Raw genomic sequence first — 26,001 nt, 5'->3', positions numbered from 1 at the left:
GACGTACTGAACTGAGGGAGAACCGAGAAACGTGGCATCGTCTTCGGCGCCGGTGCACCCGTACCGCTACCTGACGCTATTCCTGGTTCTACTCATCGGGGCTTACCTGCTGGTGTTCCTGACCGGGGATAAGAAGGCCGAGCCGAAACTCGGCATCGACCTGCAGGGTGGCACCAGGGTGACGCTGACTGCGCGCACGCCCGACGGCTCGCAACCCACTCGCGAGGCGCTGCTGCAGGCGCAGGAGATCATCACGTCCCGCGTGAACGGGCTCGGCGTCTCGGGGTCCGAGGTCGTCATCGACGGCAACAACCTGGTGATCACGGTGCCGGGCAACGACAGCAGTGAGGCCCGCAACCTGGGCCAGACCGCGCGCCTGTACATCCGGCCGGTCATCCACTCGATTCCCGCCGCCGGCCAGGAGGCGCAGCAACCGGGTGGTGTGCCGGGTGCGCCCGGCGGGGTACCGGGGATGCCCGGCATTCCGGGTCTGCCGGGGATGCCGGGGGCGCCCGGAGGACCGGGGTTCGCGCCCCTCGAGCCGGACGCACCGGTCGTCCCGCCGAATCAAGGGCAGCCGCCCGCGCCCGCAGCGCCTCAGCCGCGTCCGTTCCCCGAAGAACCGCCGCCATCACCGTCGCCGTCACCGTCCCCATCGCCCGGCGCCACCACGCCTCCCGCGCCCGGACCCGGTGCCGCACCCACCCCCGCGCCGGGAACGCCGGACCCCAAGGCGGACCGTTCCCAGCGGATCAAGGACGAGCAGATGCTCCGCCAGAGCACGGACCAGAACGTCCAGGTGCTGGCGATGCAGTTCCAGGCCAGTCGCTGCAACGAGGACGACGACCTCGCGGGCAACGACGATCCCAAGCTGCCGTTGGTGACCTGCTCTCAAGACGGCCGCGAGGTCTACCTGCTGGCGCCGTCGATCATCGACGGTGAGCAGATCGCGAACGCGTCGTCGGGTCTCGACCAGCAGCAGGGTCAGTACGTCGTCGACGTCGAGTTCAAGCCAGAGGGCGCCAGCACCTGGGCGGACTTCACGGCGCAGAACGTCGGCACGCAGACCGCCTTCGTCCTCGACTCGGAGGTCGTCAGCGCCCCGGCGATCCGTGAGGCCATCCCGGGCGGCCGCACCCAGATCACCGGGCAGTTCACCAACGACTCGGCACGCGAACTCGCGAACGTGTTGAAGTACGGCTCGCTGCCGCTGTCGTTCGAGTCGTCGGAAGCCGAGACGGTGTCGGCGACGCTGGGGTTGTCGTCGCTGCGGGCCGGACTGATCGCCGGTGCCGTCGGGCTGGCGCTGGTGCTGGTGTACGCGCTGCTGTACTACCGCATGCTCGGTCTGCTCACCGCGCTGTCGCTGGTCGCCTCTGGCGCAATGGTTTTCGCCATCCTGGTACTGCTGGGCAGGTACATCAACTACACGCTCGACCTCGCCGGCATCGCGGGTCTGATCATCGGCATCGGCATGACGGCGGATTCGTTCGTGGTGTTCTTCGAACGCATCAAGGACGAGATCCGCGAGGGTCGCTCGTTCCGGTCGGCGGTGCCACGCGGTTGGGCTCGCGCCCGTCAGACGATCCTCTCGGGCAACGCGGTGACGTTCCTCGCGGCCGCCGTGCTGTACGTGCTGGCGATCGGCCAGGTCAAGGGCTTCGCGTTCACGCTGGGGCTCACCACGATTCTCGACGTGGTCGTGGTGTTCCTGGTGACCTGGCCGCTCGTGTACCTGTCCTCGAAATCGACGCTTCTGGCCAAACCGCGGCTCAACGGACTCGGTGCGGTTCAGCAGATCGCCCGCGAGCGCCGCGCCGCTTCGACCGTCGCAGGGAGGGGTTAGCGCATGTCCAAGCACAGCAGCGACGTCGACGACGACACCAGGGTCTCCGACTCGGAGGCGACCGAGCTCGACTCCTCGGGCGACGAGCTCACCGCCACCGCGGACAGCGCTCCGAAGCACGGCTTCTTCGTTCGGCTCTACACCGGCACCGGCGCCTTCGACGTCATGGGCAAGCGCAAGTTCTGGTACCTGGTCAGCGGTGTGATCGTGTTGATCTGTCTGGCCAGCATGCTGCTGCGCGGGTTCACGTTCGGCATCGACTTCGAGGGCGGCACGAAGGTGTCGATGCCCGCGGCCGGTGCCAACGGGCCCGCGACGACCGAGCAGGTCGAGCAGGTCTTCAGCCGGGCGATCGGCAACGCGCCGGAGTCGGTCGTCATCGTGGGGTCCGGCGACTCGGCGACGGTACAGATCCGCTCCGAGACGCTCGACAACCCGCAGATCGAAGCACTGCGCACGGCGCTGTTCGACGAGTTCCAGCCGCGGGGCGCCGACGGCGAATCGAGTAAGACCGAGATCAGCGACTCCGCGGTGTCCTCGACGTGGGGCGGGCAGATCACCCAGAAGGCGTTGATCGCGCTGGTGGTGTTCCTGGTGCTCGCGTCGATCTACATCACCATCCGCTACGAGCGGTACATGGCGATCTCGGCCATGGCGACGCTGTTGTTCGACCTCGTGGTCACCGCGGGCGTCTACTCGATCGTCGGATTCGAGGTCACCCCAGCGACCGTCATCGGCCTGCTGACCATCCTCGGCTTCTCGCTCTACGACACCGTCATCGTGTTCGACAAGGTCGAGGAGAACACCCAGGGCTTCGAGCACACCACCAGGCGCACGTTCGCCGAACAGGCCAACCTCGCGATCAACCAGACGTTCATGCGGTCGATCAACACCAGCCTCATCTCCGTGCTGCCGATCCTCGCGCTGATGGTGATCGCGGTGTGGCTGCTCGGCGTCGGAACGCTGATGGACCTCGCGCTGGTGCAGCTCGTGGGCGTGCTGGTCGGTACCTACTCGTCGATCTACTTCGCGACCCCGCTGCTGGTCACCATGCGCGAGCGCACCGCGCTGGTGAGCACGCACACCCGCCGGGTGATGAACCGGCGCAAGGCGGCGGCGGCCAAGGCCAGCGGACAGGTCGCGGAGCCGGCGCCCGAAGCGGTGTCCATGTCGAAGTCGGCCGCGCCCGTCGCGGTGGCCGAGAAGCCGGCGCCGGGCGCCAAGCCGATTCGTCCCACCGGTCGACCCTCGGGTAAGCGAAACCCCAGGCGGTAGTCCGTGAGTCCCCTCCGCCCGCGTGGCGCGGTGATACTGGCGGCCGTCGTGTCGCTCATCGGCGTGCTCGGTCTCGCGGCGTGCTCGGGCGGACCCGCCGAGGAGGTCGACTACGCCGTCGACGGCGCGATCGTCACCTACAACACCAACACGGTGGTGGGTGCCGCGTCGGGCGGTCCGCAGGCGTTCGCGCGGGTACTCACGGGCTTCAACTACCACGGCCCGGACGGCCAGGTGGTTTCTGACCGCGACTTCGGAACCGTCTCGGTGGTGGGCCGGTCCCCGCTCATCCTCGACTACCAGATCAGCGGCGACGCGGTGTACTCCGACGGCAAGCCGATCACCTGCGACGACATGGTGCTGGCGTGGGCGGCGCAGTCGGGCCGCTTTCCCGGCTTCGACGCCGCCAACCGGGCCGGATACCTCGACGTCGCGGCGGTCGACTGTGCACCCGGTCAGAAGAAGGCCAGGGTGACGTTCGCTCAGGACCGCGCGTTCGTCGACTACGGCCAGCTGTTCGCCGCCACGTCGATGATGCCCGCGCACGTGATCGCCGACGAACTCGGACTCGGCGACGGGGGAGTCACCAACGCCCTGCAGGCCGGCGACGTCCCCGTCGTCGATCGGATCGCGAAAGCCTGGAACACGCTCTGGGACCTCGCCCCCGATTCCGACCTCAAACGCTTCCCGTCGTCGGGCCCGTACAAGCTCGACTCCGTCACCGAGGACGGGGCGGTGGTCCTCATCGCCAACGACAGGTGGTGGGGCGCCAAGCCCGTCACCGGCCGCATCACCATCTGGCCCCGCGGCGCCGACATCCAGGACCGCATCGACAACGGCTCCTACGACGTCGTCGACGTCGCCGCGGGCTCGTCGGGTGTGCTCAACCTCCCCGACGACTACACCCGCACCGACACGCCGTCCGCGGGCATCGAGCAGCTGATCTTCGCCCCCCGCGGCCCGTTGGCCGATCCGGCGGCCCGCCGCGCGGTCGCCCTGTGCACACCGCGGGACGGGATCGCGCGCAACGCCGAGGTGCCGATCGCCAACTCGCGCCTCAACCCCGTCGCCGAGGACTCGATCACCGCGGTCGAGGCGTCGGTGGAGGCGGGGCAGTACGGGGTCGCGAACCCGATCGCGGCGCGCGACGCCATCGCCGGTCGGCCGCTGACGGTGCGCATCGGGTACCAGCGGCCCAACGCCCGGCTGGCCGCCACCGTCGGTGTCATCGCGAGGTCCTGCTCCGCGGCCGGAATCACCGTCGAGGACGCCGCGTCCGACACCATCGGTCCACAGGCGTTGCGGGACAACCAGATCGACGCATTGCTGGCCAGCACCGGGGGAGCGGCGGGAAGTGGATCGAGCGGATCGTCGGCGGTCGACGCCTACGACCTGCACACCGGCAACGGCAACAACCTGTCCGGCTACTCCAACGAGCAGGTGGACGGCGTCATCAGCGCGCTCGCCGTCACGGCCGATCCCAAGGAACTGGCGCGGCTGCTGGCCGAGAGCGCTCCCGTGCTCTGGGGCGACATGCCGACGTTGCCCCTCTATCGTCAGCAGCGCACACTGCTGACGTCGAAGGACATGGACGCGGTGAGCCCCAACCCCACCCGGTGGGGAGCGGGCTGGAACATGGACAGGTGGGAACTGAGACAGTGAGCGGCACGTCAGACGTCAACGGCGTCATCTCCGCGCTGATGCGCGAGGTGCCGGACTTTCCGGAGCCCGGCATCCAGTTCAAGGACCTGACGCCGGTGCTCGCCAACGCGGTCGGGTTGGCCACGGTGACGAACGCGCTGGCGGAGGTCGCCGAGGGGGCTGACCTGGTGGCGGGCATCGATGCGCGTGGATTCCTGCTGAGTGCCGCCGTCGCGACCAGGCTCGGGACCGGTGTACTCGCCATCCGAAAGGGCGGAAAGCTGCCGCCGCCGGTGCACAGCGAGACGTACGACCTCGAGTACGGGTCCGCGACGCTCGAGATCCCGGCCGACGGCGTCGAGCTCGCAGGCCGGAGCATCTTCGTGATCGACGACGTGCTCGCCACCGGCGGCACCTTGGCGGCGACGTTGAGTCTGCTCGACAGGAGCGACGTCACGGTCACCGGCGTCGGGGTGGTGCTCGAACTGGGTGCGCTGAACGGGCGGTCACGAGTGCAATCGGTGCCGGTCACCAGCCTCTACGTGGTGTGAGGTCTATTCTCGACAGGACGTGTGACGGGCAGGAGGTGATGGCGTGGCGGAGGACCAGGCGCTGACGCAACCGATGCCGGTCGTCACGCCCGACGCCCTGCCCGCCGAACCGCCGAAGACGTCGTCGAGCGCGTCGCGCCGGGTGCGTGCGCGGCTGGCCCGCCGGATGACGGCCCAGCGCAGCACGGTGAACCCCGTGCTCGAGCCGTTGGTGGCGGTGCACCGTGAGATCTACCCCAAGGCCGATCTGGCCGTTCTGCAGAAGGCCTACGAGGTCGCGGAGATGCGGCACGCCGACCAGCTGCGTCGGTCCGGTGACCCGTACATCACCCATCCGCTCGCGGTGGCCAACATCCTGGCCGAACTCGGGATGGACACCACGACGCTGATCGCCGCGCTGCTGCACGACACCGTGGAGGACACCGGCTACACGCTGGAGGCGTTGACCGCCGAATTCGGTACGGAGGTCGGCCATCTGGTCGACGGCGTCACCAAACTCGACAAGGTCGCATTGGGCACGGCGGCCGAGGGCGAGACGATCCGCAAGATGATCATCGCGATGGCGCGCGATCCGCGGGTGCTGGTGATCAAGGTCGCCGACCGGTTGCACAACATGCGCACGATGCGTTTCCTGCCGCCGGAGAAGCAGGCGCGCAAGGCCCGTGAAACTCTGGAAGTCATTGCGCCGCTGGCACATCGGCTGGGTATGGCCACGGTCAAGTGGGAGCTCGAGGACCTGTCCTTCGCGATCCTGCACCCGAAGAAGTACGAGGAGATCGTTCGCCTGGTCGCGGACCGGGCGCCGTCGCGGGACACCTACCTCGCCAAGGTGCGAGCCGAGATCACCGCCACCCTGAACGCGTCGAAGATCAACGCGGTCGTCGAGGGCAGGCCCAAGCACTACTGGTCGATCTACCAGAAGATGATCGTCAAGGGCCGGGACTTCGACGACATCCACGATCTGGTGGGCGTGCGCATCCTGTGCGACGAGATCCGCGACTGCTACGCGGCCGTCGGGGTCGTGCACTCGCTGTGGCAACCCATCGGCGGCCGGTTCAAGGACTACATCGCCCAACCGCGGTACGGCGTCTACCAGTCGCTGCACACCACCGTGGTCGGACCCGAGGGCAAGCCGCTCGAGGTGCAGATCCGCACGATGGACATGCACAAGACCGCGGAGTACGGGATCGCCGCACACTGGCGATACAAGGAAGCCAAGGGGCGCAACGGATCCGCGCTCAGCGCCTCGGCCGAGATCGACGACATGGCGTGGATGCGGCAACTGCTGGACTGGCAGCGGGAGGCCGCCGATCCCGGTGAGTTCCTCGAGTCGCTGCGCTACGACCTCGCGGTGCAGGAGATCTTCGTGTTCACCCCGAAGGGCGACGTCGTCACCCTGCCGACGGGGTCGACGCCGGTGGACTTCGCGTACGCCGTCCACACCGAGGTCGGGCACCGCTGCATCGGCGCGCGGGTCAACGGCAGGCTGGTCGCGCTGGAGCGCAAGCTGGAGAACGGCGAACGCGTCGAGATCTTCACGTCCAAGGCGCCGAACGCCGGGCCGTCCCGCGACTGGCAGGGCTTCGTGGTGTCGCCGCGGGCCAAGGCGAAGATCCGGCAGTGGTTCGCCAAGGAGCGTCGTGAGGAGGCGCTCGAGGCCGGTAAGGACGCCATCGCCCGTGAGGTGCGCCGCGGGGGACTTCCGTTGCAGCGCTTGATGAACGCCGAGTCGGTGGCGACGCTGGCCAACGAGTTGCGCTACGCCGATGTGTCGGCGCTCTACACGGCGGTCGGCGAGGGGCACGTCTCAGCCCGGCACGTGGTGCAGCGACTGGTCGCCCAGATGGGCGGCGACGACGAGGCAGAGGACGAGATCGCCGAGCGGTCGACGCCCGCCACGATGCCGATGCGCCCGCGCACGAGCGACGACGTAGGCGTGGCCGTTCCCGGTGCGCCGGGGGTGCTGACCAAGCTGGCGAAGTGCTGCACGCCCGTACCGGGCGACAACATCATGGGCTTCGTCACCCGCGGCGGCGGAGTCAGCGTGCACCGCACCGACTGCACCAACGCGTCCTCACTGCAGGATCAGTCCGAGCGCATCATCGACGTCAAGTGGGCGCCGTCACCGTCATCGGTGTTCCTGGTGGCAATCCAGGTCGAGGCGCTCGACCGGCACCGGTTGCTGTCGGACGTGACGCGCGTGCTCGCCGACGAGCGGGTGAACATCCTGTCCGCGTCGGTGACCACGTCGAACGACCGTGTCGCGATCAGCCGCTTCACGTTCGAGATGGGCGACCCGAAGCACCTGGGCCACGTGCTGAACGTCGTGCGCAACGTCGAAGGGGTCTACGACGTGTACCGGGTGACCTCAGCGGCGTGAGTCAGTCCAGGCGAACCTGGTCGATCGTGACGGCGAGGTTGGGCGGACCGTCGTCGCCGCCGCCCTTCACACCCGCCGCGGCGACCTTGTCGAGCAGCCCGAGGCCGGTGGTGTCGATGGAGCCGAACACCGTGTACGACGGCGGCAGTTGCGAATCCGCGTACACCAGGAAGAACTGGCTGCCGTTGGTGCCGGGGCCCGCATTCGCCATCGCGAGGGTGCCGCGCGGGTAGAGCACCGGTTCCTTCAGCGCCGGGTCGGCCAGCCGGTACTGGTTGGTGGGGTACTCGTTGGGGAACTGGTAGCCGGGACCGCCGGTGCCGCTGCCGGTCGGGTCCCCGCACTGCAGCACGCCGAGCGACTCGGAAGTGGTGAGCCGGTGGCACGTGGTGGCGTCGAAGAACCCCTGCTGGGACAGGCTCGCGAAGTTGTTCACCGTGCAGGGTGCTTTGGCGTTGTCCAACTGCAGGCCGATCGGGCCGAGATCGGTCTCCATCGTCGCGCCCACGATGGGCGGCGTCGTGGGAACCCTGCCGGTCCGCGGCGGGGTCGCCGGCTTGCTGGCTGGCTCGGTCGTCTTCGGGTACTGGCAGTTCGAGCCCAGCGTGGCGGGCGGGGTGAACGACGGTAAGTTTCTGTCGGGCAACGGATTCGCCGTGCCACTCGGACCGTTCCGGGGGAAGCCGGTCCGGTTCCGCTCGTCGGTGAACTGATTCGACCAGTTCACCATCACCGAGGTGAACCAGACGGCGATGGCCACGACGACGATGGTCAACGCCGTCAGCACGTAGCCGACCACGAGGCCGGCGACGGCGAGTCCCCTACCCTCCTCGCCGGACTTCTTGATCTGCGACAGCGAGATGTGACCGAACACGACTCCGAGCGGTGCGACGAGTAACGCCGTCACCAGCGACACGATCGCCATCGTGTTCGTGCGACGGGGCGGATATCCGGGGGGTGTGCCGTATGCACCGTAACCGGTTGACGGCGAAGGGTATTCACCGTACGGCGGCGGACTGGTCACTGCGCTCCCCGTTCGGTCGACACCGCCGGCCGGCGTCGGCCGGCGACCACCAGATAGACGACGGTCCCGAGAACCACCAGCGCCAGCAGCAGGCCGCTGGCAGCCAGCGCCACCCGCACCGGCGTCGACGCGGCTGCGGGAGGGCCGGGAGCCGTGTCGGCGGAGTCGAAAACCAGTGTCACAGGCAGTGTTCCGTGCCCCAGTACGCTCGCGAGTCCATGCGCATCGGATTCGGTGAACCGCCCGGTGATCTGTGTGCGACCGCCGGGGATCGCCTCCCGGATCTCGGGTGCGCTCACGACTGCGGTGTCGAGCGTGAAAGCGACTTGGGTACCGACGTGCTTGGCGGTGAAGTCGCCCCAGGTGCCCGCGCCCGCGGAGGTGAACTCGACGTCGACCACGTGCTCGCCGTACGACTCGTCGAATCCCGCTGTTGCGCGGGCGACCTCGTCGCCGTTGATGACCGACGGCGACAGCAGGTAGACGACCGCGCCGTCTTGCGAGCACGTGACCAGCGGCAGGGTCGGGTCGTCGTTCCCGACGAGCGGGTCGGCCCTTCCGCACCGACTGGCCTGGAACTGCAGTGCCAGCACCTGGATGTTCGGATCGTCGCTCTGACGCAGGGACTTCTCGTCGGCGACCACCTGCGGTGGCCCGGCGCCGGGTGCCTGTTGGGGCGGCGCGGCCGTCCCCGCCTGCGTGGGGATGGAGTGGATCACCGGTCGCAGTTCGAGTCGGCCGGCGCGACCGATGGCCTTCAGTTCGGACTCGTCGGCACCGCCGACGCTGACCGTCAACGTGGTCCCGTCCAGTGCGACGTCGGCGTCGCCCAACGCGCCGCCGCGGTCCGCGAGGACCTGACGGGCACGGTCGAGTTCGTCGGGGGACGGGGTCGAGCCGTCGGGCGCGAATGCGGTGGAGGCGACGCTGGTGCGATCCTCGGTCGGTGCTCCACCGAGCCACCTGTCCCGGCTCAAGTAGGCGAGCGCCGCATAGCCGCCGACGAGCACGACGACCACACCGACGACGATCACGCGAATCGCGACACCGTGCTGCGCGCGCGCCGGTGGCGCCGCCGGGGGCCACGGTTCGCTCATGCCGGGCTCAGTCCTGCTGAACGGTCTTCAGCTTGACGTCGAGCTTCGGCTTGCCGTCGTCCGGACCGTTCGGGCCGGGCGTGATGCCGCCCGCGGCGATCTTGTCGAGCGTCTGCAGGCCGGTTTCGTCGATGGTGCCGAACATCGTGTAGTTCGGCGGAAGCTGGCTGTCCTTGTACACGAGGAAGAACTGGCTGCCGTTGGTGGCGGGACCGGAGTTGGCCATTGCGAGGGTGCCGCGGGGATAGAGCATGGGCTTCTCCGCGGCCGGATCGCCCGGCGGGTACTGGGTGGAGGGGTACTCGTCGGCGAAGCTGTAGCCGGGACCGCCCGTACCGCTTCCGCTGGGATCGCCGCACTGCAGAACGCCCAGGCCGGGGGCGTTGGTCAGCCGGTGGCACGGCGTGTCGTCGAAGTACTTCTGCGAGGCCAGGCTGATGAAGCTGTTGACGGTGCAGGGTGCCTTGGCGTTGTCGAGCATGAGCCCGATGTTGCCCTGGGTGGTCTCCACACTCACGCTGACCTGGGGCGGGTCGGTGGGCACCTTGCCGTCGGCGGTCTTCGGGGCGGTCGCCGGCTTCGCCGCGTCACCGGCGGCGGGGTAGGCGCAGTCCACCGACGCACCGGCAGGCGCGCTCGGGTCCGCGCTGGCCGTGGTCTCGTCGTCCTTCGTGAACCAGACGACGGACCACACGATGGCCCCCACCAGCACGATCACCCCGAGGGCGGCGCCGCCGATGGTGAGCAGCCGCTGGCGCTTCGCCTTGGCGGCGCGCCGCTCCAGTTGCCGTTCGAGCTTGCGTTTCGCTGTCGCCCGACGTTGTTCATTGGTCGGCACCGCGGCAGTCCTCCTCGTCAGTGGTCGGTCCGTTGACGAAACCGATCGTGATCGGCACCGAGTGTGCCAGGAATCGCTGAGTGCGGGCTGCGCGACCCGCGCCAACCGGGGATGGGAAACTGTTCACCGTGTTGCTCACCGGGTTCCCAGCAGGCATGTTGCAGTGCAACTGCTACGTGCTGGCGCCACGCGAGGGAGCCGACGCGATCATCGTCGACCCCGGTCAGCGCGCATTCGCCCCGTTGCGCCGCATCCTCGACGAGCGGCGGCTCACCCCGGCGGCGGTGCTGCTGACCCACGGTCACATCGACCACATGTGGTCAGCTCAGAAGGTGGCCGACACCTACGGGTGTCCCGTCTACATCCATCCCGACGACCGGTTCATGCTCACCGATCCCATCGCGGGCATCGGCCCGAAGGTCGCCCAGCTGGCGATGGGAGCGTTCTTCAAGGAACCGCGCCAGGTCGTCGAGCTCGACCGCGACGGCGACAAGGTGGAGCTCGGCGGCATCACCGTGGCGGTCGACCACACCCCCGGCCACACCAAGGGATCGGTGGTGTTCCGCGTCGCCGTGGGGCCGGGCGGGGCGAGCGAAGCGACGGGAAACACAAGGGAGCTGGCATTCACGGGTGACACGCTGTTCAAGCAGTCGATCGGCCGGTCCGACCTGCTGGGCGGCAGCGGCCGCGAGCTGCTCACCTCGATCGTCACGAAACTGTTGGTGCTCGACGACGACACCGTGGTACTACCGGGTCACGGCCCGAAGTCGACAATCGGCGACGAGCGCCGGTTCAATCCGTTCATCGAAGGCCTCAGTGACTGACACCTCAGCTTTTCGCGCGCCCAAGGGCGTTCCCGATTACCTGCCACCGGACTCCGCACAGTTCGTCGCCGTCCGGGACGGACTGCTGCAGGCGGCCCGGCTGGCCGGCTACGGCTACGTCGAGCTGCCGATCTTCGAGGAGACCGCGCTGTTCGCGCGCGGGGTGGGGGAGTCGACGGACGTCGTCACCAAGGAGATGTACACGTTCGCCGACCGCGGCGACCGCTCGGTGACCCTGCGACCCGAGGGCACCGCCGGTGTGATGCGCGCGGTCATCGAACACGGCGTCGACCGCGGGCCGCTTCCCGCCAAGCTCTGCTACTCCGGGCCGTTCTTCCGGTACGAACGGCCGCAGTCCGGTCGCTACCGGCAGCTGCAGCAGGTCGGCGTGGAGGCCATCGGCGTCGACGACCCGGCACTCGACGCCGAGGTCATCGCGATCGCCGACGCGGGCTTCCGCACGCTGGGGCTCGACGGATTCCGGCTGGAACTGACGTCGCTGGGCGATGACACCTGTCGCCCGCAGTACCGGGAGCTGCTGCAGGACTTCCTGTTGGGGCTCGACCTCGACGAGGAGACCCGGCGCCGCGCTCAGCTGAACCCGCTGCGGGTGCTCGACGACAAGCGCCCGCACATCAAGGAGATGACGGCGGACGCTCCGCTGATGCTCGACCACCTCTCCGACGCGGCCAAGCAGCACTTCGACACCGTCCTGGTGCACCTCGACGCACTCGGGGTGCCGTACGTCATCAACCCGCGGATGGTGCGGGGGCTCGACTACTACACCAAGACGACGTTCGAGTTCGTGCACGACGGTCTGGGCGCCCAGTCCGGCATCGGCGGTGGCGGCCGCTACGACGGGTTGATGCGCCAACTCGGTGGTCAGGACCTGTCCGGAATCGGCTTCGGTCTCGGCGTCGACCGGACCCTGCTGGCGCTGAAGGCCGAGGGGAAGACAGTGGGCGAGACGGCCCGCGTCGACGTGTTCGGGGTGCCGCTGGGTGGCGACGCGAAGCTGGTGCTCGCGCGGCTGGCCGGCGCCCTGCGGGCGGCAGGTGTGCGCGTCGACCTCGCGTACGGCGACCGCGGCATGAAGGGGGCGATGAAGGCCGCCGACCGGTCCGGCGCCGGCATTGCTCTCGTCGCCGGCGACCGCGACATCGAGGCGGGCACCGTGGGGGTCAAGGACATGACGTCGGGTGAACAGCTGGACGTGGCTGTCGACGGCGTCGTGTCCGACGTGTTGGCGCGGCTCGGCCGGATTCGCCTGGTCTGATCCGCTACCGCGGCGCGCGAGCGACGGCGGCCGTGAGCACCTCGTCGACGTTACCGACACCACCGTCGAAGGGGTTGCCGCGCTTAAGAACTCGAGATCCGTTCGGTAGCACCGCGACGAGCTTGGGCGAGCTCGAGCCGAGCGACATCCGCCGCTCGAACCGGACCTGGTCGAGTTGAATGACGGCACCGCCCGCGTAGCTGAACAGGTTCAACTTGCGGTCGATCACGGCCACCGGCTTGCACGCGTTCAGCGGCTGAGCGCGGCGCTTCCGAAACCTGCGAATCACCAGCGTCGCCGCCACGGCTGCGGCGACGCCGACGGCCAGGAAGGCCGCGCCGAGTGCTGCCGACAGGCTGAACAGCGCAACCGCGCCGAATCCGCCGACGACCAACGTGATGATGCCGAGCACGAACGCGGTGACCGCCAAGGGGCCGGTGCCGCGATCGAAGACCAGGACCCGGCGCCCGTCGTCGGTGACGACGAGCCCACCCGTATCGACGAGCACCTGTGCATCGGACATTTGCTCAGCTTGTCATGCAGCGTCCGTCGCGGTGACGGGTTCGGCGTCTTTGCCGAACGTCATCCGGGACAGCATCCCGTCCCGCAGCGTCAGCGTGTGCAGCAGCACGGCGCTCACGTGCGCGGCGATGACGATCACCAGCAGCACGGCCAGCACCGTATGCGTTTGGCGCAGCACGTAGTACACGTCGGCGTCGAAGGGCGCGATGCGCGGCACATGCAGGCGGGAGAACACCACCGGGGGGCGACCCGCGGCGGATACCATCGCCCAACCGACGAGGGGTTGCGCGAGCAGCAGCGCGTACATGGCCCGCTCCGAGATGCTGACGATCCTGCCCTCGAGTTTCCCCACGGTGGCCGGCCAGTTCGGCGGCGTCGTCCGCAGCCTGTTGACCAGACGCACGACCGTGACGACGAGGATCGTCACCCCGATGGTCATGTGCACGCCGACCAGCGCCGCGTAGGAGCCGAGTGCGTTGACCATCGCGAATCCGATGAGCAGCGCGGCGAATACGAGCGCTGCGGTGAGCCAGTGCAGGATTCGGGAGCGGACCGGGAACCGCTGCGTCACGGTGCCACCTCGTCGACGGTGATCGCCGATGGCGACTTGGGTTCACCGGCGCGCAGCCGGTACGACGCCGCGTACACCGCCGAGCGGGCGGCCAGCAGCGGGTCGTCGGACGGCTCGATGCCGTCCGGCAGCACCAGCGGATCGAAGTTGACGTCGCGCGCGTTGCCCTGGGCCTCGGTTTCGATCGTCGTCAGCGTCAGCGTGCCCGCGGTGACGACGCGCCTGTCCGCGGGCCAGGGCAGCGTTGAATCGATCGGGTCCTCCGCGGTGCCCACGACGAGGTGCAGGTCCCAACTCACCGGGCCCGACTTCAGCTGCCGCACAAGCGCATCGAACAGCGCGTTGTCACCCTTGCCGGCGGGCAGCGCCTGCTGTCGTGGGACGAACACCCAGCGCACCGGGGTGGTGCCCGAGTCGGTGACGAACAGGAACGTGTTGAGGCTCGAGAACGTGCTGTCCGTGAAGCCGGACGTCGGCGGGTGCTCTTTCAGGATCTTCGTGGCGGCGGCGGTCGCCGGATACTTCGCGAGGAAGGCCGCCATGGCGTCGGGATCGGGCTTGCCGGTCGCCGGATCCGGTGCGGATGCCAGCAACTGGTCGTAGAACGCCTCGGGGGAGTTGACCGGGAAGACCGGCAGATTGACCATCGCGGTGCGCCACTGCTGCCCGCCGGGGAAACCGATCGCGAGTCCCAGTCCGCGGACCGTAGCGGGATTGTCGGGCGCCGTGGGATTGCCGCCCCCGAGCGAGAATCGTCCGATGACGGGCGACGTTCCCGCGGCGAACACCTTGGCACTGGAGAGTTCGCGCCCGGCACCGGTGCTGTCGAACCGGCCGGACACTGCAACGCCCTTCGCGTGGTTGCGGCGGAAACCGGGATGCAGGCCGAAGATCCTTTGGAACCGGTCGATGATCGCCTGCCTGGTGAAGCGATCACCGATCACGTTGTTCGCGTAGGCGACGGCGCCGAGGTCGATGGCCAGGAACGCGGTCACCGCGCCGAGGCCCAGGAGGAGGGAACGTCTGCTGACTGCCGTGCCGCGCCAGGTCAGCGCGGGACGTGGGGGCTGGTCCACGACTTCTACAGCTAGCACAGCTCGCTGTTATCCGCTCGTGTGGAAGCATCGCGGCGTGCGGGTTCTGGTGCAGCGGGTCGCCTCAGCGCGAGTGATCGTCGACGGTCAGCAGGTCGGTGCCATCGCGCCCGACGGTCAGGGGCTGCTGGCCCTCGTCGGCGTCACTCACACCGACGACGGATCGCTGGTGCGCAAGATGGCCGAAAAGCTCTGGCGTCTCAGGATTCTCGACGATCAGCTGAGCGCCGCCGACAACGCTGCGCCGATCCTGGTGGTCAGCCAGTTCACGCTGTACGCCGATACGGCGAAGGGGCGCCGCCCGTCGTGGAACGCCGCCGCACCCGGGCCGGTGGCCGAGCCGCTGGTCGACGAGTTCGTCGGCGCGTTGCGCGACCTGGGTGCGCACGTCGAGACGGGTGTGTTCGGCGCTCACATGAGCGTGGAGCTGGTGAACGACGGTCCGGTCACCGTGCTGCTGGAACTCTGACCCTAGGTCTGTCCTGAGACGGTCGCCGAGGCGATGCGCGAGATGCACAACGCCAAGCCGGGTGGCGCCTAGAAGGGTGCCTTGCAGTCGCCGAGGCGGTCTTCGTGGTTGCGTCGGCGTTCGGCGGCGATGGTGGCGGCGCGTTGTTGGGCGCGGGTGCGTCTTCGTTGTGGCATGCGCAGGTCGCGGCCGGGAGCCGGTTGAGTGTCCGGTGTCGGGGTGTCCGGTAGTGGGGTGGTGGGTCCCAGTTCGGGAAGTAGATCCGACTGCCCGGCGGGGCGCGGTGTTTGAGGCCGGATGGGCTGGTCCAGACGATGGTGCCGTCGTCGAGCTGGTTCTCCGACCAGCCGCCGTCGCCGACCCAGAACGTTTTGAGCAGGTGATGTTTTCGGCACAGCGTGGCGATGTTGCCCGGATGGGTCAGCCCGCCGGGGCGGCCGTAGGGGACGGTGTGGTCGAGGTCGGCGTACTCGGCCGGATGATCGCAGCCGAGGAACCGACACGTCATGTCGCGGGCCCGTACGAGACGCTGCGCGGCGATGGAGGGCCGGTAGCGGATCTCGGCGGTCAGGTCTTCGGGTTTGGCGATGGTGCGGATGGAGGCGCCCATCCGGCACAGGTCGGCCAGCAGCGCCACGGGCAGGACGCCACCGCCGGCGATGATCGCGGTGTAGCCACACGGGGTGGGTGTGGGGGTGGGAGTCGTTGCGGATTCGGCGTTCTCGGGCTCGGTGACGGAATCCGCTTGTTCGGGCGCGGATTCCTCGTCCTCGGGTGGTGGTTCGGGCGCCTCGGCATCCTCGGGTGGCGCTTCGTCGGTCCAGTGGTGTTCCCAGTCGTAGTCCGGGTCGTAGCGCGGCACGTCGTCGTCCGGCCGGTCGTTCGGCCCGTCGTCTGGGCCGTCGTCGGGTGCCGGGCCGTCGGCGGGGGTGGGGTTGTCGGTGAGGACGAGGATCTCGAAGTGCTTACCGCGGGCGTCGGGCCCGGTGGCGGGGCAGTCCGCCGATCCGCACAGGCACGGCAGGTGATCGCCGCCGGCGTTGATGATCCCGAGGGCGGCCACGCGACGTTCGCCGTGGGTGCGCGGATCCTCGGGACACACCGATGTCGCCATGGCGTCCAGGCGGCGGTCGGTCAGCTCGGCGTCCACCGCACTGACCCGTCCGTAGATGGAGCGGGTGCCGGTGGCGTCGTCGGGTTTGCCGAACGCGATGTTCAACGAGCGCTGCGCGGTGCGGAACCGGCGCACCGCGTCGGGGTCGTGGCGTTCGATCGCGGCGTCGATCGCATCGGCGAGTTTCTGCTCGGAGTAGCCGCCCCATCGGGTGGCGACTGCGGCGAGGTCGGCGTCCACTCGGGCCAGGGCGTCGGGGTCGACGATCAGTTGGGTGCGCCAGGACGCGGTGGTCGCGACCTTCAGGGTGATGTCGCCGTTGCGCAGCAGGTCCCCGGTCAGGGGGATCCGGTCGCGTAGGTCCAGGGCCTGGTACATCAACCCCGAGGCCGTGCGGTGGCTGACGATCAGGTCGGCGGCGATCTCGGCGGCACAGCAATCCCAGGCGTCGCAGGCCGACCGTTCCCGCGAGAGCGCCAGCTCGGTGCCCAGGCGCCGGTCGGCCAGCTCGGCGATCAGGGCCAGGCGGTGTCCGGCGGTCGCGGCTTCGGCGCGGGCGTAGCCGGTGATCGCCAGATTCAGCGCGGCGTCGTCCATCCCCGCCGGATTCCGAAACGCTTCGCACATACATTCGATTATCCGGACGTCAGGGACCTCTCGCCACGGTGCGAACCCGACCTGTGGATGAATCCCGGACTGTGGATGACTCAGGCCCGCAACACGATTCGTGTCACACCCGTATGCTAAGCGCCCTCCTGCTCAGATGGCCATCGCCGCGCGGACGTCGGCCTCGGACGACGAGCCGCCGGTGCCACTTGAGGTCACACGACCTGCTTCGAGGATGAAGTAGCGCTGCGCCGATTCCAGGGCGAAGCCGATGTGCTGTTCGACGAGCAGCACGCCGAGATCACCGCGTTGGGTCAGCGCCGTGATCGCGGCTTCGATCTCGGCGACAACCGACGGCTGGATGCCCTCGGTCGGCTCGTCGAGAATGAGGCATTTCGGCGTCGTGATGAGGGCGCGGGCGATGGCGAGCTGTTGGCGTTGTCCGCCGGACAGCAGGCCTGCCCGCCGCGTGAGCAGTTCCTTGAGGGCGGGGAACAGGTCGAGCTGCTCGTCGATCAGCGCCTTGCCGTTCTTGCGGCCGTCGGCCACCACCTGAAGGTTCTCGGCGGTGGTCAGCTGACCGAACGACTGCTGTCCCTGCGGCACGTAGGCGAGGCCGCGCGCAACCCGCTTACTGGGCCGCAGCTTCGTGATGTCCTCGCCGTCGAAGACGACCTTGCCCCCCGAACACTTCAGCAGGCCGACGGCGGCACGCAACAGGGTGGTCTTACCAGCCCCGTTGTGTCCCATGACCGCGGCGACGCCGTTGCTCGGCACCTCGAGGTTCACCCCGTGGATGACCTCCGATCGACCGTAACCGCTACGGACGTCGATGAGTTCGAGCATCAGTCCTCCTCGATGAGCTCGCCGGGGATGCCGTCAGACCCCGCGGCCGCGGTGCCCAGGTAGACCTCCTGAACCTTGGGGTTGGCCTGTACTTCGGCGACGGTCCCCTCGGCGATGACGTTGCCGCGGGCGAGTACCGTGACCGAGGTCGCGAACGCGCGCATGAAGTCCATGTCGTGCTCGACGACGACCACCGTTCGCTCACCACCGATGCGGCGCAACAGGTTTCCGGTCTCCTCGCGTTCCTCGTGGCTCATGCCGGCGACGGGTTCGTCGAGCAAAAGCACGTCGGCGTTCTGTACCAGCAGCATGCCGATCTCGAGCCACTGCTTCTGCCCGTGCGCCAGCACGCCCGCCGGCTTGTCGGCGAGGTCGGCCAGACCGGTGATCTCGAGTGCCTCCTCGATCGCCGGCAGGATCCCGGATCGCCTGCGCAACAACGTCAGGAACGACCGCCCCGCACCCGCCGCGATGTCGAGGTTCTGTAGCACCGTCAGCTGCTCGAAGACACTAGCCGTCTGGAAGGTGCGTCCCACCCCGAGGCGGGCGATCTGATGCACCTTCTTGCCGAGCAGTTCGACACCCGACTTGCTGACCGAGCCCGTCGCCGACACCAGGCCGGTGATGGCGTCGATCACGGTGGTCTTGCCCGCGCCGTTGGGTCCGATGAGGAAGCGCAGGTCGCCCTGGAACAGCGTGAGGTCGACGTCGCTGACGGCCTTGAAACCGTCGAAGTCGACTGTGAGTCCGCGGACTTCGAGGTACTGCGTACCCATGCCGACGTTGCCGCCGGTCGACGGCTCCGGTGCCGTCTCGGTATCGAGGTCGGTCATGCCTTGGCCTCCGCCTTCTCCTGCTCGGGCTCGGGATCCGGATCGGGGATCGCCACCGGTTCGGGCTCGGCGTCCGGTCTGCCCCGCCGACGGCGCCGAAGGAACACTCCGAGTCCGGCGAGTCCGGCCGGGAAGAAACCGACCACGACGATGAACAGCAGACCCTGGGCGTACGTCCACTCCGACGGAAACCGTTCGGAGAGAAGGGTTTGCGCCCATGCGACACCGATGGCGCCGAGTACCGGACCGAGTAGCGTGGTGCGTCCGCCGATCGCCACGCCGATCAGGAACGCGATCGACGGCAGGATGCCCACCTGCGACGGCGCGATGAACCCGACGATCGGTGCGAACAGTGCTCCGGCGATGCTGGCGAACAGGGCGGCCACGACGTAGGCGACGACCTTGATGTTGGCCGGGTCGTAGCCGAGGAAGCGTACGCGTTCCTCGCCGTCGCGCACCGCGACGAGGAGTTCGCCGTACCGACTCTGCATCAACTGCCGCACCACCGCGACCGAGATCAGCAGGATCGCGGCGGCGATGAAGTACAGCATCTGCTTGTTGACTGGATCCTTCAGCGCGAAACCGAAGAACGTCCGGAAGTTGGTCAGCCCGTTGCTGCCTCCCACGCTGGTCTGGCCGATCAACAGGATCGCCAGTGCCGCGGCCAGGGCCTGCGAGAGGATCGCGAAGTAGGCGCCCTTGACGCGCCGCTTGAACACGCCCAGACCGAGCAGTGCGGCGATCGCCGTGGGTACCAGGAGAATCGCCAGCAGCGTGACGAGCGGGGACGCGAACGGCTCCCAATAGGCGGGGAGTTCCCGGACGCCGGCGATCTGCATGAAGTCCGGTACCGCCTGTTTGGCGAGTTCGGCGTCGGCGATCTTGAGGTGCATCCCCATGATGTAGCCGCCGAGCCCGAAGAACACGCCCTGCCCGAGGACGAGCATTCCGCCTCGGCCCCAGGCCAATCCGATGCCGACCGCGACGATCGCGAAGCACAGGAACTTCGCCAGCAGGCTGAGTCGGAAGTCGGAGAGGACCGCGGGTGCGATACCGAACAGCACGATGGCTCCGACGGCGAATCCCGCCCAGGTCTGCCATTTTCCGATCAGGTCCCTCATACGAGACTCCTCGTCCGCACGGTGAACAGCCCCTGCGGGCGGACCTGCAGGAAGATGACGATGATCACGAACAGGATCACCTTGGCCAGCGAAGCGGTGGTGTTGTACTCGATGAACGAGTTCAGGAAGCCGAGTGACAGCGCGGCGATGACCGTGCCCTTGATCTGGCCGAGACCGCCGACGACGACCACGAGGAACGCGTCGATGAGGAAGCTCTGCCCCGTCGTCGGACTGGTCGAGCCGATCAGCGTCAGGGCGACACCCGCGACTCCCGCCAGCCCCGACCCGATGAAGAACGTGGTGATATCGGTTCGGCGAGAGGAGATCCCGCTGGTCTCCGCGAGGTCGCGGTTCTGAACGACCGCCCGGATGCGCCTGCCCATCGGGCTGGTCTTCAGCACGGTCGCGAGGACCGCCACGCAGACCACCGCGAGCACCAGGATGAAGATGCGGGTCTTCGGAACGACGGCCCCGAAGATCTCCATTCCCCCCGAGAGCCATTCGGGGGCGACCACGTTCACCGCTGGCGCACCGAAGATGTCGCGTGCCACCTGCTGCAGGATCAGCCCGACGCCGAACGTCACCAGGAGGGTGTCCAACGGCCGGTCGTACATCCGCTGGATGAGCGTGACCTCGAGCAGCACACCCATGGCGCCGCCGACGAGGAAGCCGACGACCAGTGAGATGAGCAGTGACGCACCGGCGCTCGAGATGACCTGCTGCACCACGTAGGCGGTGTAGCAGCCGGCCATGATGAACTCGCCGTGTGCCATGTTGATGACGCCCATCTGCCCGAAGGTCAGTGACAGGCCCAGTGCAGCGAGCAACAGGATCGAGCCGAGGCTCAATCCTGTTGCCAGCTGTCCGATCAGGACATCCATGTGTGCGTCAGCCGGAGAGGCCGGCAGCCCACGGGTAGGTCTTCAGGTACGGATCCGGCTGGATCGGTCCGTCGGACTCCCAGACGGTGTAGATCAGTCCGTCCGCACGGATCTCGCCGATGCGGGCGGTCTTGGTGATGTGGTGGTTCTCGCCGTCGATCGTGACGAGTCCCTCCGGGGCGTCGAACGTCACGCCGCCCGCGTTCTCCTGAATGGCCGCCACGTCGAAGGACTTGGCCTTCTCAACGGTGTTCTTCCAGAGGTAGACCGACACGTAGGCGGCTTCCATCGGATCCGACGTCGGCTTGTTCTCGCCGTACGCCTTCTTGTACGCCTCGACGAACTTCTTGTTCACCGGGGTGTCGATGGTCTGGTAGTAGTTCCACGCGGTCAACTGGCCGGTGATGTTCTGGACACCGATGCCGCCGACCTCCTCCTCGGCGATCGACACCGACACCACCGGCATCGCCTGCGGGGTCAGTCCGACGTTCTTGTACTCGCGGAAGAACGCGACGTTCGAGTCGCCGTTGAGCGTGTTGAACACGGCGTCGGCATCCGCGGTGCGGACCTTGTTGACGATCGTCGAGAAGTCGGTGGAGCCCAGCGGGGTGTAGTCCTCGCCCTTGATCTCGATGCCGTTGGCGCCCGCGTACGCCTTGATGATCCGGTTGGCGGTCTGCGGGAAGACGTAGTCGCTACCGACGAGGTAGAGCGACTTGACGCCCTTCTCCTTCAGGTAGTCCAGCGCGGGGACGATCTGCTGGTTCGTGGTCGCGCCGGTGTAGAAGATGTTCTTGCTCGACTCGAGGCCCTCGTACTGGACGGGGTAGTAGAGCAGCGAGTTGTTGCTTTCGAAGACCGGCAGCATCGCCTTGCGGCTCGACGACGTCCAACCGCCGAATACGGCGGCGACGCAGTCGCTGCTGATCAGCTTCTCGGCCTTTTCGGCGAAGACCGTGGGCTCGGACGCGCCGTCCTCGCCGACGATCTGAATCTGCTTGTCCATCACGCCACCCGCGGCGTTGATCTCGTCGACGGCGAGCTTGATCGCGTCGCGCACGGTGACCTCGGAGATGGCCATCGTGCCCGACAGCGAGTTCAGGGAGCCGACCTTGACGGTGGAACCCGAGGTGTCGACGCATGATTCGGCCGCCGCACCCTCGGTGTCGCTGGCCCGGCTGCCGCACGCCGACAGCAGGAGGCTCGTCGTGACGAGCACGCTTCCCGCAGCCAGTGCCGATCTGCTCATCCTCGAGCGGGTGGGTAGTTGCATGAACAGCCTTTCGTCGTGCCGCACGGCTCGGCTACCGACGGACGTCGGTGCGGAGCACGGAGATTCAGACGCCGGTGCAGCGTCGAGTCGGCACGTTAGAGAGACTTTGTTTCTGTGGAATTTCTGTGCGTCACGAACAAATTAACCAAACGGTCGCCGGGTGTTTCCCCGGATGTTCGTGGGTACCTGAAGGGGTTCACAGTCAGGACGATGCTCGTGTAACGATCCGGTAGCGTGCGTCGATGTGACCGACATGCGAATGACGATGGGTTTGGTCGGTGCTGCGTTCATGCTGGGATCCACCGCGATGGTGGCGCCCACGGCCAGCGCGGAGCCGGTAGAACACGACGTGGTCTACAACCTCTCGGTGACGGGACCGGGCTCGTTCCAGGTGTACTACGCCTATGCGGCGCCGCCGAGCAAGGCCGCGTACGACGCCGATCCGAACGCCTACACGCGCAGTGAGACCGTCGTACTGGACCCAGCTCAGCCGTGGGTGCTGCCGGTGAAGCTGACCGATCCCAACGCCGCGTTCATCAGCGTGAGCCGCGCCGGAAGCGGGCTGCGGGGCGATTCGAACCCGACGTGCGCGATCACCATCGACGGTGCTCCCGGACCGACGAACACCGGCCCGATCGCCGCGCAGTGTGAGCTGCGCTCGTGGTCGCAGCCCTGGTGACGCTCACTTAACTGACATCGTCGGACGTGACGCGTCCGAACCTCGCCGCGGTCGATCTTCTGCTCGTCGGATCGGCGGTGGCGGGCGCGCGGGAGCCATGCTGGTGGCACTCGCTGTGACCGTCGCACCGCACGCGCGGTGACGCAGTGCGCTGATCTCCATCGTCGGCGGGCACGCCGGTCGACGTGCTGCTCGTAACGCTGGTGTGGTCGGGATGACCCGAGACGAACTAAGGGCTGGCAATGTCGTACATTGCCAGCCCTAAGTCACGACGACCTAGATCGCAGTCACTCCAGTGGCCTGCGGTCCCTTGGCGCCCTGGCCAACCTCGAACTGCACGCGCTGGTTCTCCTCGAGGGTCCGGTAACCGGAGCCCTGGATCTCGGAGTAGTGCACGAAGACGTCCTGGCTACCGTCATCGGGAGCGATGAAGCCGAAGCCCTTCTCGCTGTTGAACCATTTCACGGATCCCTGTGGCATATCTCTTCTTCACATGTTGAACGGCGTCGGATGCGTACTACACCCGATCACGGAAGCGTCAAACGTTCCCGCGAGCAGATTATCGCAGGACTTCCACGGATCTCGCACGACTCCACGGTTTCGCTTGACGAATTGTCGAACATGCGTTCGAATTGGGGTGTGCGATGGGACGATCAGAGCGTCGGCGTGGACGACGGAGCGCTGCCCGGCCTGCAGCGGTTGGGCCTGGTGAGGTCGGTGCGCACGCCGCAATTCGAGGGCATCACGTTCCACGAGATCCTCTGCAAGTCGGCGCTGAACAAGGTGCCGGACGCGGCCAACCTGCCCTTTCGCTACACGGTCAACGGCTTCCGGGGCTGTAGCCACGCCTGTCGGTACTGCTTCGCCCGGCCGACGCACGAGTATCTGGACTTCGACTGCGGTACCGACTTCGACACTCAGCTGGTGGTGAAGGTCAACGTCGCCGAGGTGCTGCGCCGCGAGCTGATGAAGACGTCGTGGACCCGCGAAACCGTCGCGCTGGGCACCAACACCGATCCGTATCAACGCGCCGAGGGGCGGTACGCGCTCATGCCGGGGGTGATCTCGGCGCTCGCCGACTCGGGTACGCCGTTCTCGATCCTCACGAAGGGCACGCTGCTGCAGCGTGATCTGCCGCTGATCGCCGCCGCGGCCGACCGCGTCGAGGTGAGCGTCGCGGTGTCGCTGGCGATCGGGGACCCGGAGCTGCACCGGCTGGTCGAACCGGGAACGCCCACTCCGGACGCGCGGCTGGCGTTGATCCGCGCCATCCGAAACGCGGGCCTGTCCTGCCACGTGATGGTGGCCCCGGTGCTGCCGCTGCTCACCGACACGACCGCGCAACTCGACGCCCTGCTCGCGCGCATCGCCGAGGCGGGTGCGACGAGCGTGACGGTGTTCGGGCTGCACCTGCGCGGTACCACGCGGGGCTGGTTCACCGGCTGGCTGGCGCGCACGCGGCCCGACCTGGTGGGCGCCTACCGCGAGCTGTACGGCCGGGGCGCGTACCTGCCGCAGTCCTATCGCGACGAGCTGCGCGACAGGGCGGCGCCGCTGATCGTGAAACACGGCCTCAACGCCGACAGTCGTCCCTTCGCCACGCGCAGCGCTCCGGCGGGCCGACCCGCCGGAGCGCTGCTGCAACCCACGTTGTTCTGAAGCCCGGCGGCGCTAGCAGCGGGTGACGGCCACCCGCCGGTCGGCACCGGCGTGGGCTCGGGTGAACGTGACCGAGTCGTCGACCCGTCCGCGCCGCAGCAGGGCGACGTCGCGCACGTAGTTCTGGTGCAGGCGCCACGGCAGCGCGTCGCCCTGCTTGGGCATCTCGGACATGCTGCGCTGCACGTAGCCGGACGCGAGATCGAGGAACGGCTTGGCAGCGGAGACACCGGTGGCGTCGGGGGTGACCGCGTCGAATCCGTTGCGGTCCAGATAGGTAAGCAGCCGGCTCACGTACTGGGCGATCAGATCGGCCTTGAGCGTCCAGGAGGCGTTGGTGTAGCCGATGGTCCACGCGAAGTTCGGCACACCGGAGAGCATCATCCCCTTGTAGGACACCGTCTGCGCGAGGTCGACGGGCGTGCCGTCGACGACGAGTTCCATACCGCCGATCGCCAGCAGGTTGAGACCCGTTGCGCTGATGACGATGTCGGCGTCGAGGGGCTCTCCGGACGCACACGCGATGCCGGTTTCGGTGAACGTGTCGATGGTGTCGGTGACCACCGAGGCGCGGCCGTCGCGGATGGCGTCGAACATGTCGCCGTCGGGGATCAGGCACATGCGCTGGTCCCACGGGTTGTAGCTCGGGGCGAAGTGGGTGTCGACGGCGTAGCCCTCGGGCAGTGCGGCGACGGCGGCCTTGCGCAGCATCGCCTTGACCATCTCGGGCCTGCGCCTGCTGAGCTGGAAGATCGCCATGCCCTGCAGCGTGTTCTTCCAGCGCACGATCGCGTAGGCGAGCTTCTGTGGAAGACGCGCGCGCAGCCGGTCCGCCAGCGGGTCGCGTGCCGGCCGGGAGGCGACGTACGTCGGGGAGCGCTGCAGCATCGTGACGTGTGCCGCGGTCTCGGCGAGGGTCGGCACCAGAGTCACGGCGGTGGCGCCGCTGCCGATCACGACGACGCGCTTGCCGGCGTAGTCGAGCCCCTCCGGCCAGTGCTGCGGGTGGATCACCGGGCCGGCGAATCGGTCCACACCGGGGAAATCGGGGCTGAAGCCGGCGTCGTAACGGTAGTAACCGGAGCACACGTAGAGGAACCCGCATCGCAGCGTGGTTCGCTCGCCGGTGTCGGTGCGGTCGACGTCGACCGTCCAACGGGCCGTGGCGCTGTCCCACCGAGCCGAGACGACGCGGTGGTTGACCCGGACGAGGTTGTGCACGTCGAACTCGCGGGCGGTGTCGTGGATGTAGCGCAGGATGCTGGGGCCGTCGGCGATCGCCTTGGCGTCGGTCCACGGCCGGAAGCGGTAGCCGAGGGTGAACATGTCGGAGTCCGACCGGATGCCGGGATAGCGGAACAGATCCCAGGTGCCGCCGATGGAGGCCCTGGCCTCCAGGATGACGACCGACCGGCCGGGGTGGTCCTGCTTCAGCTGACAGGCGGCGCCGATGCCGGAGAGCCCGGCGCCGACGATCAACACGTCCACGTCCTCGGTGACATCGCTGCTCGGCATGCTCGCGCCCTCTCCACTATCCGGTCGGTACGCCGTCGTACCAGTCGCCGGTACCTCACCGTACCA

General features: G+C 68.0%; 24 protein-coding genes. 10 read left to right on the top strand and 14 right to left on the bottom strand.

Translation table 11 applies throughout. From position 1 onward, the window contains the following. Positions 1-31: 31 nt before the first annotated feature. The 5 genes from secD to NM203_RS11915 all read left to right on the top strand — a co-directional run bounded on the left by secD (position 32) and on the right by NM203_RS11915 (position 7,693). Entirely contained in the window at positions 32-1,846 is a 1,815-nt protein-coding gene (gene secD, locus NM203_RS11935; protein WP_255060132.1) for a protein translocase subunit SecD, read from the top strand. 3 nt (positions 1,847-1,849) lie between these two features. Continuing rightward, positions 1,850-3,121 (top strand): protein translocase subunit SecF, encoded by a 1,272-nt coding sequence (secF, locus tag NM203_RS11930; protein ID WP_255060131.1) that lies wholly within the window; start codon positions 1,850-1,852, stop codon positions 3,119-3,121. Between the two features lie 3 nt (positions 3,122-3,124). Then, positions 3,125-4,783, top strand: coding sequence for an ABC transporter substrate-binding protein (locus NM203_RS11925; protein WP_408633331.1), 1,659 nt, complete (start codon positions 3,125-3,127; stop codon positions 4,781-4,783). Beyond that, entirely contained in the window at positions 4,780-5,313 is a 534-nt protein-coding gene (locus NM203_RS11920) for an adenine phosphoribosyltransferase (RefSeq protein WP_255060130.1), read from the top strand. The genes NM203_RS11925 and NM203_RS11920 overlap by 4 nt, the downstream gene beginning before the upstream one ends. A 73-nt stretch (positions 5,314-5,386) precedes the next feature. Beyond that, positions 5,387-7,693, top strand: coding sequence for a RelA/SpoT family protein (locus NM203_RS11915; RefSeq protein WP_255060415.1), 2,307 nt, complete (start codon positions 5,387-5,389; stop codon positions 7,691-7,693). A gap of 1 nt (position 7,694) precedes the next feature. Here NM203_RS11915 and NM203_RS11910 read toward each other — a convergent pair whose 3' ends face one another. From NM203_RS11910 to NM203_RS11900, 3 genes are all read right to left on the bottom strand, one after another. Continuing rightward, a complete protein-coding gene (locus NM203_RS11910; protein ID WP_255060129.1) occupies positions 7,695-8,618 on the bottom strand; it encodes a peptidylprolyl isomerase in 924 nt (307 codons plus the stop codon). Positions 8,619-8,713: 95 nt separating this feature from the next. Next, on the bottom strand, positions 8,714-9,814 hold the full coding sequence (locus NM203_RS11905; RefSeq protein WP_255060128.1) for a SecDF P1 head subdomain-containing protein: 1,101 nt from the start codon (positions 9,812-9,814) through the stop codon (positions 8,714-8,716). A 7-nt stretch (positions 9,815-9,821) separates the two neighbouring features. Beyond that, entirely contained in the window at positions 9,822-10,652 is an 831-nt protein-coding gene (locus NM203_RS11900) for a peptidylprolyl isomerase (RefSeq protein ID WP_255060127.1), read from the bottom strand. Positions 10,653-10,780: 128 nt separating this feature from the next. Between NM203_RS11900 and NM203_RS11895 the strand changes: the two genes are divergently transcribed. Both NM203_RS11895 and hisS read left to right on the top strand, forming a co-directional pair. Continuing rightward, positions 10,781-11,476 (top strand): MBL fold metallo-hydrolase, encoded by a 696-nt coding sequence (locus NM203_RS11895; RefSeq protein WP_255060126.1) that lies wholly within the window; start codon positions 10,781-10,783, stop codon positions 11,474-11,476. Further along, a complete protein-coding gene (hisS, locus tag NM203_RS11890) occupies positions 11,469-12,752 on the top strand; it encodes a histidine--tRNA ligase (protein WP_255060125.1) in 1,284 nt (427 codons plus the stop codon). Before NM203_RS11895 ends, hisS begins: the two co-directional genes overlap by 8 nt. Positions 12,753-12,756: 4 nt before the next feature. On the opposite strand, the gene NM203_RS11885 is transcribed toward hisS, so the two are convergent. Genes NM203_RS11885 through NM203_RS11875 form a run of 3 tightly spaced genes read right to left on the bottom strand, consistent with a single transcriptional unit; the run spans position 12,757 to position 14,921 of the window. Further along, entirely contained in the window at positions 12,757-13,275 is a 519-nt protein-coding gene (locus NM203_RS11885) for a hypothetical protein (protein WP_255060124.1), read from the bottom strand. 12 nt (positions 13,276-13,287) lie between these two features. Continuing rightward, positions 13,288-13,845, bottom strand: a complete 558-nt coding sequence (locus NM203_RS11880) for a cytochrome b (RefSeq protein WP_255060123.1) — start codon at positions 13,843-13,845, stop codon at positions 13,288-13,290. Further along, positions 13,842-14,921, bottom strand: a complete 1,080-nt coding sequence (locus NM203_RS11875; protein ID WP_255060122.1) for a catalase family peroxidase — start codon at positions 14,919-14,921, stop codon at positions 13,842-13,844. Before NM203_RS11875 ends, NM203_RS11880 begins: the two co-directional genes overlap by 4 nt. A gap of 55 nt (positions 14,922-14,976) precedes the next feature. On the opposite strand from NM203_RS11875, the gene dtd reads away from it, so the two are divergent. Then, positions 14,977-15,408 carry a D-aminoacyl-tRNA deacylase gene (gene dtd, locus NM203_RS11870; protein ID WP_255060414.1) on the top strand — a complete coding sequence of 144 codons (432 nt, stop codon included), beginning with the start codon at positions 14,977-14,979 and terminating at the stop codon, positions 15,406-15,408. Here dtd and NM203_RS11865 read toward each other — a convergent pair. From NM203_RS11865 to urtA, 6 genes are all read right to left on the bottom strand, one after another. After that, positions 15,386-17,149: an HNH endonuclease signature motif containing protein gene (locus NM203_RS11865; RefSeq protein WP_255060121.1), complete on the bottom strand. Its 1,764-nt coding sequence runs from the start codon at positions 17,147-17,149 to the stop codon at positions 15,386-15,388. The genes dtd and NM203_RS11865 overlap by 23 nt on opposite strands. Positions 17,150-17,281: 132 nt before the next feature. Continuing rightward, positions 17,282-17,974, bottom strand: coding sequence for an urea ABC transporter ATP-binding subunit UrtE (urtE, locus tag NM203_RS11860; RefSeq protein ID WP_255060120.1), 693 nt, complete (start codon positions 17,972-17,974; stop codon positions 17,282-17,284). Beyond that, positions 17,974-18,807 (bottom strand): urea ABC transporter ATP-binding protein UrtD, encoded by an 834-nt coding sequence (gene urtD / locus NM203_RS11855; RefSeq protein ID WP_255060119.1) that lies wholly within the window; start codon positions 18,805-18,807, stop codon positions 17,974-17,976. The genes urtE and urtD overlap by 1 nt, the downstream gene beginning before the upstream one ends. Next, the gene (urtC, locus tag NM203_RS11850) at positions 18,804-19,928 is read right to left on the bottom strand and encodes an urea ABC transporter permease subunit UrtC (RefSeq protein ID WP_255060118.1); all 1,125 of its coding nucleotides are present in this window, start codon (positions 19,926-19,928) and stop codon (positions 18,804-18,806) included. The genes urtD and urtC overlap by 4 nt, the downstream gene beginning before the upstream one ends. Further along, positions 19,925-20,809, bottom strand: a complete 885-nt coding sequence (urtB, locus tag NM203_RS11845; protein ID WP_255060117.1) for an urea ABC transporter permease subunit UrtB — start codon at positions 20,807-20,809, stop codon at positions 19,925-19,927. The genes urtC and urtB overlap by 4 nt, the downstream gene beginning before the upstream one ends. 7 nt (positions 20,810-20,816) lie before the next feature. Further along, positions 20,817-22,082 (bottom strand): urea ABC transporter substrate-binding protein, encoded by a 1,266-nt coding sequence (gene urtA, locus NM203_RS11840; protein ID WP_255060116.1) that lies wholly within the window; start codon positions 22,080-22,082, stop codon positions 20,817-20,819. A 244-nt stretch (positions 22,083-22,326) separates the two neighbouring features. On the opposite strand from urtA, the gene NM203_RS11835 reads away from it, so the two are divergent. Further along, positions 22,327-22,761 (top strand): Rv2576c family protein, encoded by a 435-nt coding sequence (locus NM203_RS11835; RefSeq protein WP_255060115.1) that lies wholly within the window; start codon positions 22,327-22,329, stop codon positions 22,759-22,761. 276 nt (positions 22,762-23,037) lie between these two features. On the opposite strand, the gene NM203_RS11830 is transcribed toward NM203_RS11835, so the two are convergent. After that, positions 23,038-23,241: a cold-shock protein gene (locus NM203_RS11830; protein WP_255060114.1), complete on the bottom strand. Its 204-nt coding sequence runs from the start codon at positions 23,239-23,241 to the stop codon at positions 23,038-23,040. A gap of 141 nt (positions 23,242-23,382) precedes the next feature. Between NM203_RS11830 and NM203_RS11825 the strand changes: the two genes are divergently transcribed. Then, complete coding sequence (locus NM203_RS11825; protein WP_255060113.1) at positions 23,383-24,420, top strand: Rv2578c family radical SAM protein; 1,038 nt, start codon at positions 23,383-23,385, stop codon at positions 24,418-24,420. A 12-nt stretch (positions 24,421-24,432) separates the two neighbouring features. On the opposite strand, the gene NM203_RS11820 is transcribed toward NM203_RS11825, so the two are convergent. Further along, positions 24,433-25,935: a flavin-containing monooxygenase gene (locus NM203_RS11820; RefSeq protein WP_255060112.1), complete on the bottom strand. Its 1,503-nt coding sequence runs from the start codon at positions 25,933-25,935 to the stop codon at positions 24,433-24,435. Positions 25,936-26,001: the final 66 nt, after the last annotated feature.

This window comes from Mycolicibacterium arenosum, assembly GCF_024320865.1.
Classification (GTDB): domain Bacteria; phylum Actinomycetota; class Actinomycetes; order Mycobacteriales; family Mycobacteriaceae; genus Mycobacterium; species Mycobacterium arenosum.
The sequence above is the reverse complement of the archived record's forward strand: the minus strand, read 5'-3'. Positions and strand labels throughout refer to the sequence as shown.

Coding starts and splice junctions, on each gene's coding strand:
- secF (WP_255060131.1), top strand. CDS start 1,850: ATGTCCAAGCACAGCAGCGACGTCGACGACGACACCAGGGTCTCCGAC.
- NM203_RS11915 (WP_255060415.1), top strand. CDS start 5,387: ATGCCGGTCGTCACGCCCGACGCCCTGCCCGCCGAACCGCCGAAGACG.
- NM203_RS11910 (WP_255060129.1), bottom strand. CDS start 8,618: ATGGCGATCGTGTCGCTGGTGACGGCGTTACTCGTCGCACCGCTCGGA.
- NM203_RS11905 (WP_255060128.1), bottom strand. CDS start 9,814: ATGAGCGAACCGTGGCCCCCGGCGGCGCCACCGGCGCGCGCGCAGCAC.
- NM203_RS11885 (WP_255060124.1), bottom strand. CDS start 13,275: ATGTCCGATGCACAGGTGCTCGTCGATACGGGTGGGCTCGTCGTCACC.
- NM203_RS11865 (WP_255060121.1), bottom strand. CDS start 17,149: ATGTGCGAAGCGTTTCGGAATCCGGCGGGGATGGACGACGCCGCGCTG.
- urtE (WP_255060120.1), bottom strand. CDS start 17,974: ATGCTCGAACTCATCGACGTCCGTAGCGGTTACGGTCGATCGGAGGTC.
- urtD (WP_255060119.1), bottom strand. CDS start 18,807: ATGACCGACCTCGATACCGAGACGGCACCGGAGCCGTCGACCGGCGGC.
- urtC (WP_255060118.1), bottom strand. CDS start 19,928: ATGAGGGACCTGATCGGAAAATGGCAGACCTGGGCGGGATTCGCCGTC.
- urtB (WP_255060117.1), bottom strand. CDS start 20,809: ATGGATGTCCTGATCGGACAGCTGGCAACAGGATTGAGCCTCGGCTCG.
- urtA (WP_255060116.1), bottom strand. CDS start 22,082: ATGCAACTACCCACCCGCTCGAGGATGAGCAGATCGGCACTGGCTGCG.
- NM203_RS11830 (WP_255060114.1), bottom strand. CDS start 23,241: ATGCCACAGGGATCCGTGAAATGGTTCAACAGCGAGAAGGGCTTCGGC.
- NM203_RS11825 (WP_255060113.1), top strand. CDS start 23,383: ATGCGTTCGAATTGGGGTGTGCGATGGGACGATCAGAGCGTCGGCGTG.
- NM203_RS11820 (WP_255060112.1), bottom strand. CDS start 25,935: ATGCCGAGCAGCGATGTCACCGAGGACGTGGACGTGTTGATCGTCGGC.